Below are 16746 nucleotides of genomic sequence, written 5' to 3'. Positions count from 1 at the left end.
CATGAACCGGACCACATGCCCCTCCTTTATCGACCTTGACGCCTTTGCCCAAACCGCCACACCGGGCGCGGACCCGTTTGGCGCAGATGCCGCCTTGCTGCCCCTGCGCGGCGGGCCGGTGGAAATGCACGCCTGCCTGCTTGCGGGAAGCGGCAGCGCGCAGACGCAAACCGGCGACACAATGCTGATCGTGGCCGAGGGTGTGGCCACGATCACTGCCGCAGGTCAAACGCACACTTTGGCCAAGGGCGAAAGCCTCGTCCTGTCCGGCCCGCAAGCGTTTGATTGGGCCGCCGAAAACGCCCGCGTCGTCACCATGCGCTATACCGGCGGCGCGGGCGAAGCGGCAGGCGTCACCGCCATCGACCCCACGACGCAGCGCGTGCCCTCCGGCGCGCCTCTGGCCGAATTGCTGATCGGCCCCACGCCGCAATGCCATAATCACACGCAGTTCCTCTCGACGGATGGCGAGTTCATGGTCGGTGTCTGGGATTCCACCCCCTATCACCGCCGCGCGATGCCCTATCGCCATTTCGAACTAATGTATCTGCTCGACGGCAGCGTGACCTTCATCGACGAGGAAGGCCGCGAGGGCACGTTCCGCAAGGGCGACCTGTTCATGGTCGAACAGAACGCCCAGTGCAGTTGGGAAAGCCGCGAGGACGTGACCAAGATCTTTGCGATCTATCGCCCCAAGTAAGGGCCGCCGGGTTTTGGGTGGGGTATTGGGCGATCAATGTTCGCCCAATACCCGCGCCTTCATCCGGTGCAGCCCCATCCACATGCCGACCACCACCAGCGGCACCATCACGCCCATGATCTCGGCCGCCGGGAAATGTTCAAAGCGATGCTCGGCGGCCTTGAGCATATAGCCGATCAGGCTGATGCCATAATAGCTGAGCGCGACGACCGAGAGGCCCTCGACCAGTTGCTGCAGCCGCAATTGCAGGCTGGATGACCGCTCCATGGATCGCAGCAGGCGCCCGTTCTGGTTCTCGATGCGGGTTTCGACGCGGGTGCGCAGCAGCGATGTGAAATGCGCCGCCCGCTGCGTCAAATCCTCCAGCCGCCGCGAATAGGCCTGTGTGGTGCGGATCGCGGGCAGCAGGCGGCGCTGGGTAAAATCCTCAAGGCTGGGATGGCCGGGAATGGCGCGCGGCATCAGGCCCGCCAATCGCTCCTCCACCAATTGGGCATAGGCGGCGGTGGCGCTCATCCGGTAATGCGTCTCGGTGGAAAGCGACATGAGATCGAGGCTGAGCACCGACACCCGTTCGAGCAACGCATCATCGGTCGTATCAGGATTGGCCACATCGGCGGCCAGTTCGCGCAAGGTCGCCTCGGCCGCGTCCAGCCGGGGCCAATAGGCCTGCGCCATCGGCAGACCCATCAGCGCCAGATTGCGGTAATTGCCCAGTTCCTGAAACCGCTGCAACAGGCGCGCCAGGTCGGCGGGCGCCGCGCCATTGGCCGAAACCAGCGCAATGCCCAGCCCCTCGGCCCCGATGCGGAAATCCGACCACAGCCGCACGCCCGACACGCCGATCATGCAGGACACAAGATCGGACCCGACAAAGCCCATCTGCGGCAAGAGGTCGCGCGCCTGCGCCTGATTTTCAACCACATGGATGCGCGTGGCGCGGATGGCCTGTCCGGGAAAACGCTCGATCCATGCCAGCGCCTGCGCTGGGTCGGCATGGGGTTCGTGCATGAACAGGGTGATGCCGCAGGCCTCGCTGTGCTGTTCCCAGACAAAGGAAATACCGGGGCCAAGCTCGCCCTCGGCATGGCGCGGATTGTCCGATTGATTCAGCCGCCCGCCGATGGGCAGATTTTCCAGCATCGCCCTTTGCCCCGCCCGCTCCTCGGGCGAGACCAGGCGCAACACCTGAAGGATCCGCGTCGGCGCATGGATCGCGGGCCAGCGACGCAGATGCATCTCGCCCACCACCTGCCGCCGCAGCGGATGTTCGTCGAGCCTCATTCTCCACTCCCCCTTAACGCGGCGATTATTCCCTGCCCCAGCGACAGGCCGCCATCATTGGCCGGCACCTGTCTGTGGGCCACCGGCACCATGCCCCGCGCGCGGATTTCCCGGCGCAGCGCGGCCAGCAAAACCCGGTTCTGCATCACCCCGCCCGACAGGACGACATGGCCGCCCGGCGCGCCGGCCAAAGCCGCGTGATGCGCCAATGCCCTTGCCAGCGTGGCATGAAACCGCGCCGCAATCCGCCCCGGCGCAACGCCTGCGTCCAGATCGCCCAGCAGCGCCCGCCACAATCCGCCCCATTCCAGAGCAGGCGCAACATCCCACGCCGCCTCGTCAAAGGGCCGGGCCAAGGCTTCGAGCGCCATGGCCGCCTGCCCCTCATGGCTGATCCGCAAGGGGTGGATGCCCAGCGCCGCCGCCGCCGCATCGAACAACCGACCTGCCGATGAACATGGCGGACAATTCGTGCCGCTGTCGATCATGCTTTCGGCCAAGCGCAACTTGGGTTCCTCGGGCAGATGGTGTAATAAAGACCCCGCCGCCGCGCGCCAATCGGCCCCGAATGCCGCGCGCAAATGGGCGAGCAGATTGCGCCACGGCTCCTTCATCGCCGCCGCCCCGCCGATCAGCGGCACCGGCGCGAAACCGCCCACACGCTCGACCCCGCGATAACCGCCGCGCAGCACTTCGCCGCCCCACAGCGCGCCATCCGGCCCCAGCCCCAACCCGTCGAGCAACAGGCCTACATACTCGCCATCAGCCATGCCATTGTCGGCCATACAGGCGGCCATATGCGCATGATGGTGCGCCACGCGAACCAGTGCCGCGCCCGTTTCCTGCGCGATGCGCTCACCCATCTGGGTGGAAAGATAGCCGCCATGAGCATCGACCGCGACAATCCGGGGCGTGAAATCGAACAGGCGGCGATAGAGATCGAGCATCGCGCGATAATCCCCCAGCGCCGCCGCCTGCTCCAGATCACCGATATGCGGGCCGACCATCGCCTCGCCGCCACGGATCAGGGCAAAGGTCGCCTTCAGCTCCCCCCCGCAGGCCAGCACCGGAGGCAGGCCATCAAAGGGCAGAGCGATGGGCGCGGGCGCATATCCCCTCGCCCGCCGGATGGGGATCGGCGCGCCCGCCTCGTCCATGGCCAGAACGCTGTCATCCAGCCGGTTTTCGATTGTCCGGTCATGCATCACAAAGGCATCGGCAATCCCGGCCAGAGCCTCACGCGCCTGCGCATTGCCGATCACCTGCGGCTCGTCGGACCGATTGCCCGAGGTCATCACCAAAGGCCCGCCAAATTCGGCCATCAGCAAATGGTGCAAAGGCGTGGCGGGCAGCATCACGCCCAGATGATCCTGATCCGGGGCCAGCGCATCAGGCACATCGGCCACGCGAGGCAAAAGGACAATCGGCGCCGCCGCGCTTTCCAGCAAGGCGCGTGCCGGGGCGCTGACCTCGCACAAGTCCTCCGGCCGAGCGGTCATCACCGCAAAGGGCTTGGCATCGCGGGCCTTGCGGCGGCGCAATTCCGCCACCGCCCGCGCATTCATGGCATCGCAGGCCAGATGAAACCCGCCCAATCCCTTGATCGCCACAATCGCCCCGCTGCGCAGCAATTGCGCGGCGGCCGCGATGGGTTCTCCCTCGCCCCCCTCGATCCACAGGCGCGGGCCGCAGACGGGGCAGGCAATCGGCTGGGCATGGAAACGCCGGTCCGCCGGATCGCCATATTGCGCGGCGCAGGCTTCGCACATGGGGAAATCGGCCATGCTGGTCTGCGCCCGGTCCCACGGAATGGCGCGGGCGATGGTCAGACGCGGGCCGCAATGGGTGCAATTGGTGAAAGCATAGCCGTGCCGTCGCTCTGCGGAATCGCGGATTTCGGCCAGACAGGCAGGGCAAGTCGCCGCATCGGGCGGGATGGCGGTGGTGGTGGCGCCCTGCCCGCTTTCGACAATGCGGAACGCGCCCCAGCCTTGACCAACCGGCGCATCGCATACCTCGATGCCCGCCACGCGGGCCAAGGGCGGCGCCTCGTCCCGAATGCGGCGCGCCAGTTCGTCAAGATCGGCATCATCGCCCCATGCCGCGATGCGCACGCCCTCGCCATCGTTCGACACTTCGCCCGTCAGGCCAAGTTCTTGCGCCAGACACCAGACGAAGGGGCGGAAACCCACCCCCTGCACCGTGCCGCGCACGCGGATGCTGCGCCCGCATGCCGACATCAATGCACCGTGCAGACCATGCAGGGATCGAAACTGCGCACGATATGCTGGACCGAGACCGGCTCGGTTTCACCCGCGCGGATCGGCGCGCCGACCAGCGCCTGTTCCAATGGCCCCGGCACCCCTTGCGCATCGCGGGGCGAGAAGTTCCATGTGGTGGGCGCAATGATCTGATAATGGCTGATCCGCCCGCCATCCAGCCGCAGCCAGTGGCCAAGGCTCCCCCGCGCCGCCTCGGTCAGGCCCATGGCATCGCCGGTGTCGAGACGCGGGCGCGTGTCCTGAAAGGGCGCGGCAGGGTCGATGGCGGCGATCCAGTGCTCCATCGCCATCACCACCAGCGCCACCTCGATGACGCGCGCCACCACGCGGGCCTCGACGCTGGCCCCGTCGCGCGCCACATAATCGCGCAGCAGCGGATGGCCCGCCACCAATTGCCGCGACAAGGCGCCCACCTCGGCCACATTTCCGCCAAGGCGCGGGGCCTTGCACCAGCTGTAGGCATCCGGGTTGCTCATGTCCGGCGTGGGGGCGGCATGGCGCGGGGCGCCGCCCTCGCCTGCATACCATGCGTGGGACACATCCTCGGTGATCGCGCCGATGGGCAAAGGCCCCGCAGCCCCGATCCCGGCATCAAACATCCCGCGCGGAAACAGCGGCCCATCTCCGCCCGCATAGGCGCCGAACGCGATATGGCGCAGGCGCGTCACCCCGGATCGGGCCAGATCGAGCCTTTGCGCGATCTTCAGGAAATGGGCAAAATCGCCCCCGCGCCCCTGCGCCCAATCGTAAAGCGCTTCGCGGCTGGAAATCGCGGCCACGGCCTCCAGCGGCGCGGCAAACAGGGTATTTTCGCAAAAGCTGCGAAAACCCGCCAGCATCAGCCGCAGCCGCGCCTGTTCGGCCCGTGTGATGGCCCGCGTCGATCCGCCCGGCTGGATAGAGAGCGTATGCGGCCATTTGCCCGCCAGCACGCCCATCATGTTCATCAGGCCAGCACGCGCAGGCAGAATCTGGGTTGCCGCGCTGCCTTTCAGGGCGGTAAAACGGCCCGCCGCCGCCTCGTGCCACGGCTCGCCCGCATAGGTGGCACGGGCAAAATCGGGCATGAAGAACAGATAGAAATGGGTGATATGGTCCGCGATATTTTCCACCGCATGGACCAGATTGATCGCATGTTGGCCATTGGCGGGGGGCAGGCGCCGCTCCAGCCCGGCGGGGCGCACCCCGGCCAGCGCGCGGGCCGCCGCCACGCTTTGCGAGACCGAACAGATGCCGCAGATGCGCGGCGCATAGGTCAGCGCGTCGGCCGCAGGCCGGCCCACCAGCATCGCCTCAAACCCGCGATAGAGCGGCGAGGTGACGCGCGCGCCCTCGACATGATCGCCCGCGATGTCGAGCCGCACCTCAAGATCGCCTTCCACCCGGTTGAACGGGCCAAGGATCAGGCGCGATGGTTTCTCGCTCATGCGCCCTCCTTGCGCCGGTCGCGCGGCAGGATGGCGGGGGTGGGCCTTGCGGCATTTTCCTTCAACCGGCGCGGCGTTGCGGCCTTGGACAGGCTGGCCAGCGCGACGAACCACGCCTTGGGCATATCGGTGGGCAGACCGATGGGGATGCCGCTGATCTTGGGCGTGGCGGAAAAACTGTGGCCCGGCTCTTCAAAACCCGGCGCCGTGCAGTTGATGCAGGGGTATCCCCCCGTCAGACACGAACCCGACCCGTTCCAGGCCCGCGTGTTGCAATCGGCCCGCGCCTGCGTGCCCTTGCAGCCGAGGTTTTCCATCATGCAGCCAAGGTCGCCCAGTTCCTCGGCGCTGGCCTTGAATTCATAATATTCGTTGCGGGCGCAGCCGTGGTGGACCAGTTGCGATGTATAGGCCAGCGGGCGCTCCCATTCGTCGAGGTCGGCGGCGGACAGGGTGCCGCCCGCCAGTTGCAGGATCGTGTCGACAAACCATCCCGGATGGATCGGGCAACCGGCAATGTTGATAACCGGCAATCCGCCCCGCGCGCGAAACCCTGCGCCCAGCAAGCCGCCGGCCCGCGTGCCGTTATAGGCAAGCCCGCCCGCCTCCACCGCATTGCCGCCCCCGGCCGTGATGCCGCCAAAGGCCGCGCAGGAGCCGACCGCGATAATATGGGTCGCATGGGCGGCAATCGCGCCGATCATGTCACGCATCGGCCGCCCGGTGCCCGCCATCAGGTGAAAGCCGCCGGTGCCGTTCGGGCCGTGGATGACCGATCCCTCGAGGCAGAGAATATCGACCGGCTGCGTCCCATCGGCAGCGGCGTCAAGGATCGCGCGCGCCTCCGCCCCGGTCGCCTCGGAGAGCGAGGGGTGCCACAGGACCTCGACATGGGCGGCGCGCAGGGCGGTGACGAGATCAGGCTCCTGCTGGCCCAGCAGGGAGAGCGTGCAACCCCCGCAGCCCCCCGATTGCAGCCAGATCAGGCGCAGCGGACGCGTAGGCGTTCCGGCGGGATAGGTCATTCCTCGCCCCCTTCCGGCCCCGCCAGCGGCAGGCGCAGGGTGAACACCGCCCCGCCGCCGGGCGCATCGGCATAGTCGAGCGATCCGCCCAATTTGCCCGCCATCGTATAGGAAACATAGAGGCCCAGCCCCGTGCCCGCGCCGATCGGCTTGGTGGTGAAGAAGGGTTCGAAGATCTTGTCCTGATGATCGCGCGCCACACCCGGCCCATTGTCGGCCACGGACAGCGCGATGGTGTCGCCCTCCTGCGCGGCGGAAATATGGATCACACCGCCCTCGCGGTCGCGCAACGCATCGGCGGCGTTCTGGACCAGATTGACGAGGATCTGGTGCAACTGTCCCTTGCGGCTGGAAATCTCCATCCTTTCGGGCAGATCGCAGTCCAGTTCGGGCGGATCGCGCAGCGCCTTCAGCACCCAATCGGCCGCTGTATGCACCAGTCGGACAAGGTTGAAACTTTCCAGCGGCTCGCGCTGGCTGGCGGAGAAGCGGCGCAGGTCCTGCACGATGTCCCGCACCCGCTCGGCCCCTTCCAGCGTGCCATCGACCAAGGGGCCGATGTCGGAGAGCACGCGGTCGATTTTCAGCTTTTCGCGCAGGGCGGCCAGTTCGGCCCCGCCCCGCCCGGCGTCAATCGCGGCCAGATATTGCGTGATCGCCCCGCCATAGCGTTTCAGGGCATACATATTGCCGAACACGAAACTGATCGGATTGTTCAGCTCATGCGCCACGCCCGCCACCAGGCGGCCCAGCGCCGCCATCTTCTCGCTGGTCAGCAATTGCTGCTGGGTCTGGCGCAATTTGCGATGGGCCGCGTCCAGTTCGGCCAATGTGCGTTCAAGCGCGACATTGCGCTCCTCCAGCGCGGTCTGGCTGGCGACGAGATCGGCATAGACATCATCCATCTTGCGGATGACATCGATCCACATATCCTCGCCATTCATGCCAAGATCGGCAAGAGCTGCAAATTCCTGCACCGGATCATGCGGACAATCGACATGGGACGGATCGAACCGGCCATCGAACCTGTCGCCGCCAAACCTGTCAAAGCCGCCCGGCGCCATCATCGGCCGACAGCCCCACGCAGCGGGTGGACATTCTCCAGCCCATAACGTTCAAGTTTCGCCCGCAGCCCCACGCGCGAGAGGCCCAGTTCACGCGCCGCCTGCGATTTGTTCCAACGGTGGCGGATCAGCGTTTCGCGGATGATCCGCGCCTCCATCGCGCAGACGCGTTCCTTGAGATCCCCCGTCAGGTCGCCCAGACCGGCCATGGTCTCAACCGGCTCCTCGGCCAAAGGGCGCGCGGGCGCGGCAATATGGGGCGAAAGCACATCCACCCCCAGCCAGCGCCCCTCCACCCCGCGCACCAGCATGCGCTGGATCTCATTCTGAAGCTCGCGCACATTGCCCGGCCAGCCATAGGCCGACAGGCGCGCCATCGCCTCGTCGGAAACGCCCTGCACCCGCTTGCCCATGCTGCCCATCGCGCGGTCCAGCAGGGTCTGCACCAGCACGGGCAGATCGCCGGGGCGGTCCTTCAGATCGGGCAGGCGCACGATCATGCCCGCAAGGCGATAGAACAGATCGGCGCGGAACCGACCCTCGCGCATTTCCTGTTCAAGATCGCGGTTGGTGGCCGCGATAATGCGCACATCCACCTTGCGCGTGCGCCCATGGCCCAGCGGGCGGATCTCGCCTTCCTGCAAAACGCGCAGCAATTTGACCTGAAAGGCGGGGCTGACCTCGCCGATTTCGTCGAGGAACACCGTGCCGCCGTCGGCGCGTTCGAACAGGCCGATATGGTCGTCGATCGCCCCGGTGAAGGCGCCCTTTTTATGGCCGAACAATTCGCTTTCCAGCAATTCGTCGGGCAAGGCGCCGCAATTTTCCACCACAAACGCCTTGTTCCAGCGCAGCGAGCCATAATGCAAAGCCCGCGCCGCCAGTTCCTTGCCCGTGCCCGACGAGCCGATCAGCAGCACCGGCACGTCAAAGGGCGCCACCTGCGCCAGCGCGCCGCAAACGTCATCCATCGGGCTGCCCGCCGCGCGCACGATGCCGTCGTTGAAATCATAGGCTCGGCGCACCTGCGCCTTGCGCTTGTCCACCACCGCGCTGGCGGCCTTGGGGGCCATGCGCAATTCAACCGCCAGCAATTCGTTTTCCCGCTGAAGCTGAAACAGGCGGCAGGCCGAATGCAGCGTCAGCAGCAGATGGTCGGGATGCCAGGGCTTGGTCACATATTGGAAAATGCCCGCCTGATTGATCCCGTCGATAATGTCATGCGCATCGGCATAGCCCGAAATGATCATGCGGATCACATCGGGCCAGCGCTCCTTGACCAGCGTCAGGAATTCCACCCCGCTGCGCTCGGGCATGCGCTGGTCGCACAGGATCACCTGCACCCAATGTTGGGACAGCATCTCCTCGGCCTCGCGCGTCGAGGAGGCCGTCAGGATCTCGAACTCATCCTCCAGAATGCGGCGCAGGGATTCAAGGCTGCGGATCTCGTCATCGACGATCAGGATGGTTGGCAGGGCGGATTGCGTCATAAACCAGCCCTCTAGCAGATTCTGGGCAATTGCTCACCCGCCAACCAGTCGACCACGCGCATCCCGCCAATCAGCGTTTCCATCCGCAGCAATCCGGGCGTGCCGGGGGGCATGGATGCCCCCACCGTGCCGATCCGCGCCGCCTCGCGCCCTTCGGGATGGGCGCGCATGATATCCAGCACCGCCTCGGCCTGTTCCTCCGGACAGATGCAGATCAGCTTGCCCTCATTGGCGATATGGATGGGATCAAGGCCCAGCAATTCACACGCCCCTGCCACTTCGGGCCGCACAGGGATCGCCGCCTCTTTCAGCACCATGCTCACCCCCGCCGCCTCCGCCAGTTCGTTGAGCGTGGCCGAAAGCCCGCCTCGCGTGGGATCGCGCAGGCAGGCAATCGAGGGCACCGCCGCCAGCATATCGCCCACCATCCGATGCAACGCCGCGCTGTCGCTCTCGATGGTGGTGCCAAAGGCCAAGCCCTGCCGCTGGCTGAGGATCGCCACGCCATGATCGCCCAGCGTGCCCGACAGCAGGATCGCCATGTCCGGCGCAATACGTTCGGGCGCGATTTCAATGCCTTCGGGGATGATGCCGATGCCGGTCGTGGTGATGAACAGGCCATCGGCCGCCCCGCGCTCGACCACCTTGGTGTCGCCCGTGACGATGGGCACGCCCGCCTTGCGCGCCGCCGCGCCCATGCTGGCCGCGATGCGGTCGAGCGTTTCAAGCGGCAGCCCCTCCTCGATAATGAACGCCGCCGAGAGCGCCACCGGCACCGCGCCGCCCATGGCCACATCGTTGATCGTGCCATGCACGGCCAGCGATCCGATATCGCCGCCGGGAAATTCCAGCGGGCTGATGACATGGGCGTCGGTGCTCATCACCATCCGGCCATGCGGCAGGGTGAGCCGGGCCGCGTCATGGCCCTGATCAAGGATGGGGTTGGCGAAATGGCGGGCGAAGATCTCGCGGATCAGGCGCGTGGTGGCCATGCCTCCCCCGCCATGGGCCATTTCGATGGCAGCGCCGGGGCGCAGGATGGTGCTCATTCTGCGGCCTCCATCTCTGCCATCGTTTCGGCGCGACGATAGGTGTAATAGGCCGCGCAAGAGCCTTCCGAGGAGACCATGCAGGCCCCCATCGGCGTTTCGGGCGTGCAGGCCTTGCCGAACAATTTGCAGTCCTTGGGCTGTTTCACCCCGCGCAGGATGGCGGGGCATTCGCAGGATTTGACCTCGCGGCTCTGCTTCTCGCTGATGGCGAAACGCGCCTCGGCATCGAAATCGGCCAATTCGGGCCGGATCGCGCGGGCGCTGCGCGGCACGCTGCCCAAACCGCGCCATTCGAATGTCTCGCGCAGGGCAAAGACCTCCTCGATCACCTCCTTCGCCCGCGTGTTGCCTGCCTCGGTCACAACGCGCGAATATTGGTTCTCAACCTCACGCCGCCCCTCATTCACCTGCCGGACCAGCATCAGCACCGATTGCAGCACGTCCAGAGGCTCAAACCCGGCGATCACCATCGGCCGCCCATATTGCGCCACCAGCGGGCGATAGGCCCCCGCGCCGATCACCGTTGAAACATGGCTCGGCCCCAGAAACCCGTCCAGCGCAATGCCGGGCGCCGCCAGCACATGCTCCATCGCAGGCGGGGTCAGCACATGGTTGCAGAACACGCTGAAATTGGTCAGACTCTGCGCCCGCGCGGTCAGGATGGCCATGCCTGTGGCGGGCGTGGTGGTTTCAAAGCCGATGCCCATGAACACCACCTGCCGCCCCGGATTATCCCGCGCCAGCGCCAGCGCATCGAGCGGCGAATAGACCATGCGGATATCGGCCCCCGCGCCCCGCGCCGTCAGCATGGATCGCCGCCCGCTGCCCGGCACGCGCATCATGTCGCCATAGGTGGCCAGGATCACGCCATGCCGCTCGGCCAGTTCGAGCGCATCGTCCAGCCTCCGCATCGGCAGCACGCAGACCGGACACCCCGGCCCATGCACAAAGCGCACATTGGACGGCACCAGATCCTGCACCCCATAGCGAAAGATCGCATGGGTATGCCCGCCGCAAAATTCCATGAAGGCATAAGAGCGCGCCGGATCGACCTCGCGCGCGATGGCCGTGGCAAGGCTTTGCGCCAGCGCCGGATCGCGAAATTCGGAGACATATTTCATTGTCCGGCCCCCAATTCTTCCTCGATCAACCCCGCCTCGGCCATCATTTTCAGCGTGGCCTCGGCCTCCTCCGCGCTGATCTTGTGCAGTGCATAGCCGACATGGAGCAGCACATAATCGCCCAGCGCCACATCATCGACCAGCGCCACCGAAACGGAGCGCGTGATGCCGCCCGCCGACACCGTGGCCATGCCATCGGGCAACAACTCCACCACCTGCGCGGGGATCGCAAGGCACATGGGATCAGCCCTCCACCACGGGGCGCGAGGCCAAAGCCATCGCGCGGGCGGCCCGCAACCAGTCGAGCCATTGCGCCATGCCCTCGCCGCTGCGCGCCGAAACGCGGATCAGGCGGACGCGCGGATTGACGCGACGGGCGTTGGCCATCGCGGCCTCGATGTCGAAATCCAGATGGGGCAAGAGATCGACCTTGTTGACCAGCACCAGATCGGCGCTGGCGAACATATCGGGATATTTGAGCGGCTTGTCCTCGCCCTCGGTGACGGAGAGGATCGCCACGCGCGCCCCCTCGCCCAGATCAAAGGCAGCCGGGCACACCAGATTGCCGACATTTTCGATGAACAGCACGCTGCCGTCCGCAGGCGAAAGGTGGTCCACCGCATGGCCCACCATATGGCCGTCGAGATGGCATCCCTTGCCGGTGTTGATCTGGATCGCGGGGGCCCCGGTGGCGCGGATACGGTCTGCGTCGGCGCTGGTCTGCTGATCACCCTCGATCACGGCGACAGGAAATTCGCCCGCGATCTCGCTCAAGGTGCGGCACAGCAAAGTGGTCTTGCCCGATCCGGGCGAGGACACCAGATTGAGCGCCAGAATACCGGCCGCCGTGAATCGATCCCGGTTGGCGGCGGCATAGCGGGCGTTCTTGCCCATAATGTCGGCCTCAAGCTGGATCAGGCGCGTCTGGCTCATGCCCGGAACGGAAACGCCCGCAGCGCCATGGCCATAGTGCAGATCCTCGCCATGATGGTGATGATCGTGGGCATGGTGATGATGGTCATGCCCGTGATCGTGGTCATGGTCATGATGGTGGCCATGGTCATGATGGTGATCGTGGGCATGGTGATGATCGTGGGCATGGTGATGATGCCCGCCTTCCAGCTTGGCACCGCCTTCGCCGCATCCGCAAACCGTGCACATCACAAAACCTCCAATTCGCGGATGGTCATGTCTTCGCCACCCGTCACCTGCAATTGATAGGACCCGCATTGCGGGCAAGCATCATAGCGCGCGGCAATTGCCACATTGGCGCCGCAGGGCATGCACCAGGCGCGCGCCGCCACATCCTCGATCTCCAGCCGCGCGCCTTCGGCCACGCCGCCGCGCATCACCACGTCAAAGCCGAAACGCAGCGCCTCCGGCTCAACGCCCGACAGCGCGCCAATGGCCAGCCTGACCCGTTCGACACGGGTAAAACCGGCGGAGCGGGCCTGTTCCTCCAAAATCTGGCGGATGGATTCGCATATTGCCATTTCGTGCATCAGGCCGCCTCCACCGCTTCGTCCATTGTCCATTCAACGCAAGGGTCGATGGCCTGCATCACCCATGCCGCATCCCGCGCCCCATGGCACTGCGCCAACAGGCCCGCCGCATCGCCATCCGGGCCGAACCGGCGCGCGGTGGGGGCATCGATGGTGTAGGCCGCCACCCGCCCCTTGTGAAGCACGACGCGATGGATCAGCCGCCCCCTTGCACAGGTCAGAGCCGCCACGCCCGCGCCGGGTTCGGGGGCATGCATGGCGGGCGCAACCGGCGCGCCCGCCAGCCGCCCGGCAAAGATCGGGCGCAAGGCCTCCGGGGCATGGGCCAGAAGCCGCTCGGCCAGCCCCGATGCCTCCAGCCCACGCCAATCGCCCGCGATCACCGCGCGCGCCAGTTCGGTCTGCGGCGCCTCACCGATCAGCGCGGGCCAGTCGAGGCACAGGCGAAGACCCGTCTCGCGCCGCGCCTCGGCATGGACGCGCGCGATGCGCCGGTTCAGATCATCCGGCGCGATGGTCTCGCCCATTGCCGCCGCCACGGCCATTTCCCCGGCCAGCCCCTGCGCCTCGCGGCAGATCCCGTGCAACCGGCGCAGCGCCTGCCCCACCTTGATCGCGGGCAGGCCGATCAGCAAGCCTTGCGCATTGGGGACCGCGCAATGGACAATGCGCGCGCCTTTGGGCGTCATGGCGATGCGGATGGCCGGGCCGGTCATGCCGCATCCTCGCGGTTCAGGCGGAACAGGGCGCGGCGGCTCAGCGCCGGTTTGGGTTCGGGCCGGGGTGCGGGTTCCTGCTGCGGCGCCGTCATGATTTCGGCCATGGCGGCGTCCGCGGTGGCGATGGCCGCCTCCATGGTTTCAAATTCAAACATGGGCGAAAACAGCGAGATCGCCCAATAGAAGCCCAAGGCCTCTTCATGCCCCCGGATCGCCTCATAGGCGCCTGATGGCAGGGCGATATGCCGCTTCTCCCCCACGCGGGCGGAGGTTCCAGTGGCTGGGGTTTCATCCTCGGGGCCAAAAGCCATCACATTCATGAACCATGGTGTGATCAGCACGCCCAGACGCCAACCGTCATGCGCGCATGCCCCCCGCATCGCCACGCCCAGCGCCGGGTTCACCACCGGCACGCCCGCCATGCGCGTCTGCGCAATTTCGGCAAAGACCGCCTCGACCTGCGTGATCCATGGTTCGGGCTGGCTCATTCCACCACCATAAAGCCTGCCTTGGGCGCGTCGCATTGCGGGCATGTCCAATGGTCGGGCAAATCGGCAAAGGGCGTGCCGGGCGCGACCTGCCAATAGGTGCAGCCCTCGGCAGGGTCATAGATATGCCAGCAGATCTTGCATTCCAGCTTTGTCTGCGGGCCGATCTTGCCCACGTCCCCGCCAAAGGAGCCGTCGAAGAAGTGGGACTGGCTCACCGATAGGTGTCCATGATCTCGGCCAGCCGCTCGGCGCTGTCGGCAATGTCCTCGGGCGCGGCCTGCGCCACGGCGGGCAAGGTGCTGATCTCGATCGTATTGAGGATCAGCGTGTCCTGCGAATTGAAATAGCGCACCCACCAGTTATGCCGCGTGCCCGTGCTGCGGATGCGGCAATTGCCATAGCCGCGCGAGAGGATGATGAGATCGCCCTTGCCCAGCGCTTCTTCCAGAAACAGCAGATCGCCCTCGGTATGGGGCAGCAGCGAGAGGTTGATGACATGCGGATCGGTGCGCGTGGCCGTGCCGGGAATATGGGCGTTGATTTCAGCGATCAGCGCGGGAGCGTTGAACAGGCCGTCAAAGGTCTTTTCCGGAATCGTCACCTCGCCCTGCGCGCGGCCAAAGGCGGCGGCGATGAAACCGGCCGGAAAGGCACCGATGTCCACCCGGTCGCCCCGGCGCTCACCTGTCTGACGCACGCGCCACACGCCCGCCAGCACCGACTCCTGCGCCTGATAACTGTCGCCCAGCACGACCGAAACCTCGCCCTCGCCCAGCAATTGATCCACGAAGGCAAGATCAGCAGGCGCCAGATGGGCCAGATCGACGCTTTCCTCCGGCCCGCCCGCTGCAACACGGTTCAGGGCAGCAAGGATCGCCTCGCCCGCCGCCACGCCTGCGGCATGATCGGCGGCGTCCGCCGGGATGCTGGCCATCGAAAACACCCGCATCTCCTCGGGCATGATCATGTAATCCAGCTTGGCATCGTCCGGCCCATCGGGCTGGCTGCCGGGGCCGACAAGAGCGCTGAGGAGGGTTTCGATTTCAGGGTTCATCATGCGTCTCCGTTGGGCGTGGCGCAGCCCGAAGGCATACGGAAGGGCGGCGGGTCGGACGGTTCGCGGCCCAGCATGTCGGGCAGTTCGTTCATATATTCCGACCAGTCGCGGATACCCTCGATCGCCCCCAGATATTGCCCTTCGCGCAGGAAGATCAGCGCCGGAAAAGAGGCAAAGCGAAAGCGGCGCTGCATCGCGCGCTCGGCCTCGCGCGCGGCGATCAGCACGCCGACATGCCCGCCCAGCGCCTTGTCCAGTTCAGGCACCACCACGGCCAGATCGTCGCATTCGGCCAGCCGCCACCAGTCCCCCGCCACCAGCAGCATCGAGAGCGGATGGGACGCGGCGATGGCGTCGAAATCCTCCTCGCCCACCACGGCGTAATCATGGCGCGCGATGATCGAGGCAAGCAGCGGCGAATGGGACGAGCGGTCGAGTTCGGGGGAAAGGTCGCTCATGGGCGGTTCTCCGGCATAAGGTGTTCGGGCAATTGCGGTTCGCGGGCGATCAGATCGGCAAAGGCGGCGTCCAGATCGACCGCCTCGCCGCGCAGCAGCGCCGCCAGCGCATCGGTGGCGGCCAGCGTTTGGAGGGCGGTTTCCTCGTCCATCTTTTCGCGCGCGGCGCCAAGAAAGGTCATCAGCCATTCGCCCGGCGCGCATTCGCCCACCAGCGCGGTGTCGATGGAATGGAGCGCGCCGTCATGGTGGCACAGTGCAAAGCCCGCGCCGCCTTCCACCACGCGCATGGGCAGGCCCACGCACATTACAGCGATACTTTCAGATTAGGCCCGCCAAGGATCGACTGGATTTCGGCCTCATGATCCTGTGGCCCCGCAGGCCCGGCCCAGCCATCGGCCAGCACACGAGCATCGCCATGGCGGGGGGCCTGATCGGCATCCGGGCGGGCGGCCTCATAATGCTCCATCAGCATTTCGAGGCTGCCGATCCCCTGTTCGGGCGAAAGCGGCACCGGACGGCGCGTGGCGTGAACCCCGCGCGCGGCCAGCCATTGGAGGGCCACCTCGATCGCCGGCTCCATCTGCGCCTTGACGCTTTCGCGCAAAGATCCGCCGAAATCCTCCAGTTCCTCGGGCTGAACCCCCACCAGCAGGATTTCCAATGGCGGCTCGCCCATCATCTCGGCCATGGCCAGCACTTCCTGAAAGCCGGTCTGGTGCAGCGAGATCTTTTTGGCGCCAAGGAAGCTGGGCACTTCCTCGCCCTCGACCACTTTCATCGTAGCGGGCGGCAATCCGTAATCCACCGCGTCGAACACCACCAGCAGGTCGGCCTCTCGGATGTCCTGCACCAGATAGATGCCCTGTGTGCCGCCATCCATCAGCCGCACATGGTCGGGGAATGACCAGTGGCGATGGAGATGTTCGACAGCGCGCACGCCAAAGCCTTCGTCGGCCCACAACAGATTGCCGATGCCCAGAATGAGTGTGTTGAGCTTTTGCCCGTTCATTGATTGCTCCCCACCATCGCGTCGAATGGCTTCGCTATGGAAAGATGGATAGCAAGCGCTGT

The 16746-nt window shown here is 66.0% G+C and carries 19 protein-coding genes; 1 reads left to right on the top strand and 18 read right to left on the bottom strand.

Annotated features, from left to right (window positions below; genetic code table 11):
* Nucleotide 1 precedes the first annotated feature (1 nt).
* Entirely contained in the window at nucleotides 2–700 is a 699-nt protein-coding gene (locus tag PQ457_RS06220; RefSeq protein WP_273618867.1) for a cupin domain-containing protein, read from the top strand.
* A gap of 33 nt (nucleotides 701–733) precedes the next feature.
* On the opposite strand, the gene PQ457_RS06215 is transcribed toward PQ457_RS06220, so the two are convergent.
* Genes PQ457_RS06215 through PQ457_RS06130 form a run of 18 tightly spaced genes read right to left on the bottom strand, consistent with a single transcriptional unit; the run spans nucleotide 734 to nucleotide 16684 of the window.
* A complete protein-coding gene (locus PQ457_RS06215; RefSeq protein WP_273618866.1) occupies nucleotides 734–1984 on the bottom strand; it encodes a DUF3422 domain-containing protein in 1251 nt (416 codons plus the stop codon).
* The gene (gene hypF / locus PQ457_RS06210) at nucleotides 1981–4224 is read right to left on the bottom strand and encodes a carbamoyltransferase HypF (RefSeq protein ID WP_273618865.1); all 2244 of its coding nucleotides are present in this window, start codon (nucleotides 4222–4224) and stop codon (nucleotides 1981–1983) included. The genes PQ457_RS06215 and hypF overlap by 4 nt, the downstream gene beginning before the upstream one ends.
* Entirely contained in the window at nucleotides 4224–5693 is a 1470-nt protein-coding gene (locus PQ457_RS06205) for a nickel-dependent hydrogenase large subunit (RefSeq protein WP_273618864.1), read from the bottom strand. The genes hypF and PQ457_RS06205 overlap by 1 nt, the downstream gene beginning before the upstream one ends.
* Nucleotides 5690–6718 (bottom strand): NADH-quinone oxidoreductase subunit B family protein, encoded by a 1029-nt coding sequence (locus PQ457_RS06200; RefSeq protein WP_273618863.1) that lies wholly within the window; start codon nucleotides 6716–6718, stop codon nucleotides 5690–5692. The genes PQ457_RS06205 and PQ457_RS06200 overlap by 4 nt, the downstream gene beginning before the upstream one ends.
* Nucleotides 6715–7785, bottom strand: a complete 1071-nt coding sequence (locus PQ457_RS06195) for a sensor histidine kinase (protein ID WP_273618862.1) — start codon at nucleotides 7783–7785, stop codon at nucleotides 6715–6717. The genes PQ457_RS06200 and PQ457_RS06195 overlap by 4 nt, the downstream gene beginning before the upstream one ends.
* The gene (locus tag PQ457_RS06190; protein WP_273618861.1) at nucleotides 7782–9272 is read right to left on the bottom strand and encodes a sigma-54-dependent transcriptional regulator; all 1491 of its coding nucleotides are present in this window, start codon (nucleotides 9270–9272) and stop codon (nucleotides 7782–7784) included. Before PQ457_RS06190 ends, PQ457_RS06195 begins: the two co-directional genes overlap by 4 nt.
* Before the next feature lie 11 nt (nucleotides 9273–9283).
* Nucleotides 9284–10321: a hydrogenase expression/formation protein HypE gene (hypE, locus tag PQ457_RS06185; RefSeq protein WP_273618860.1), complete on the bottom strand. Its 1038-nt coding sequence runs from the start codon at nucleotides 10319–10321 to the stop codon at nucleotides 9284–9286.
* Nucleotides 10318–11445, bottom strand: coding sequence for a hydrogenase formation protein HypD (gene hypD / locus PQ457_RS06180; protein ID WP_273618859.1), 1128 nt, complete (start codon nucleotides 11443–11445; stop codon nucleotides 10318–10320). The genes hypE and hypD overlap by 4 nt, the downstream gene beginning before the upstream one ends.
* On the bottom strand, nucleotides 11442–11684 hold the full coding sequence (locus PQ457_RS06175) for a HypC/HybG/HupF family hydrogenase formation chaperone (RefSeq protein WP_273618858.1): 243 nt from the start codon (nucleotides 11682–11684) through the stop codon (nucleotides 11442–11444). Before PQ457_RS06175 ends, hypD begins: the two co-directional genes overlap by 4 nt.
* Before the next feature lie 4 nt (nucleotides 11685–11688).
* Nucleotides 11689–12606, bottom strand: coding sequence for a hydrogenase nickel incorporation protein HypB (hypB, locus tag PQ457_RS06170; protein WP_273618857.1), 918 nt, complete (start codon nucleotides 12604–12606; stop codon nucleotides 11689–11691).
* Entirely contained in the window at nucleotides 12606–12947 is a 342-nt protein-coding gene (gene hypA, locus PQ457_RS06165) for a hydrogenase maturation nickel metallochaperone HypA (protein WP_273618856.1), read from the bottom strand. Before hypA ends, hypB begins: the two co-directional genes overlap by 1 nt.
* Nucleotides 12947–13663 carry a Ni,Fe-hydrogenase I large subunit gene (locus PQ457_RS06160; protein WP_273618855.1) on the bottom strand — a complete coding sequence of 239 codons (717 nt, stop codon included), beginning with the start codon at nucleotides 13661–13663 and terminating at the stop codon, nucleotides 12947–12949. The genes hypA and PQ457_RS06160 overlap by 1 nt, the downstream gene beginning before the upstream one ends.
* Nucleotides 13660–14154, bottom strand: a complete 495-nt coding sequence (gene hybE / locus PQ457_RS06155) for a [NiFe]-hydrogenase assembly chaperone HybE (RefSeq protein ID WP_273618854.1) — start codon at nucleotides 14152–14154, stop codon at nucleotides 13660–13662. Before hybE ends, PQ457_RS06160 begins: the two co-directional genes overlap by 4 nt.
* Nucleotides 14151–14372 carry a rubredoxin gene (locus PQ457_RS06150; protein ID WP_273618853.1) on the bottom strand — a complete coding sequence of 74 codons (222 nt, stop codon included), beginning with the start codon at nucleotides 14370–14372 and terminating at the stop codon, nucleotides 14151–14153. The genes hybE and PQ457_RS06150 overlap by 4 nt, the downstream gene beginning before the upstream one ends.
* Complete coding sequence (locus tag PQ457_RS06145; protein WP_273618852.1) at nucleotides 14369–15214, bottom strand: hydrogenase expression/formation protein; 846 nt, start codon at nucleotides 15212–15214, stop codon at nucleotides 14369–14371. Before PQ457_RS06145 ends, PQ457_RS06150 begins: the two co-directional genes overlap by 4 nt.
* Nucleotides 15211–15672, bottom strand: a complete 462-nt coding sequence (locus PQ457_RS06140) for a thioredoxin domain-containing protein (protein ID WP_273618851.1) — start codon at nucleotides 15670–15672, stop codon at nucleotides 15211–15213. The genes PQ457_RS06145 and PQ457_RS06140 overlap by 4 nt, the downstream gene beginning before the upstream one ends.
* The gene (gene hypC, locus PQ457_RS06135; protein WP_273618850.1) at nucleotides 15669–15980 is read right to left on the bottom strand and encodes a HypC/HybG/HupF family hydrogenase formation chaperone; all 312 of its coding nucleotides are present in this window, start codon (nucleotides 15978–15980) and stop codon (nucleotides 15669–15671) included. The genes PQ457_RS06140 and hypC overlap by 4 nt, the downstream gene beginning before the upstream one ends.
* Nucleotides 15980–16684, bottom strand: coding sequence for a HyaD/HybD family hydrogenase maturation endopeptidase (locus tag PQ457_RS06130; RefSeq protein ID WP_273618849.1), 705 nt, complete (start codon nucleotides 16682–16684; stop codon nucleotides 15980–15982). The genes hypC and PQ457_RS06130 overlap by 1 nt, the downstream gene beginning before the upstream one ends.
* Nucleotides 16685–16746: the final 62 nt, after the last annotated feature.

The sequence above is a fragment of the Novosphingobium humi genome (genome assembly GCF_028607105.1).
Classification (GTDB): domain Bacteria; phylum Pseudomonadota; class Alphaproteobacteria; order Sphingomonadales; family Sphingomonadaceae; genus Novosphingobium; species Novosphingobium humi.
Note: the sequence above shows the minus strand (reverse complement) of the source record. Positions and strands in the feature narration are given on the sequence as shown.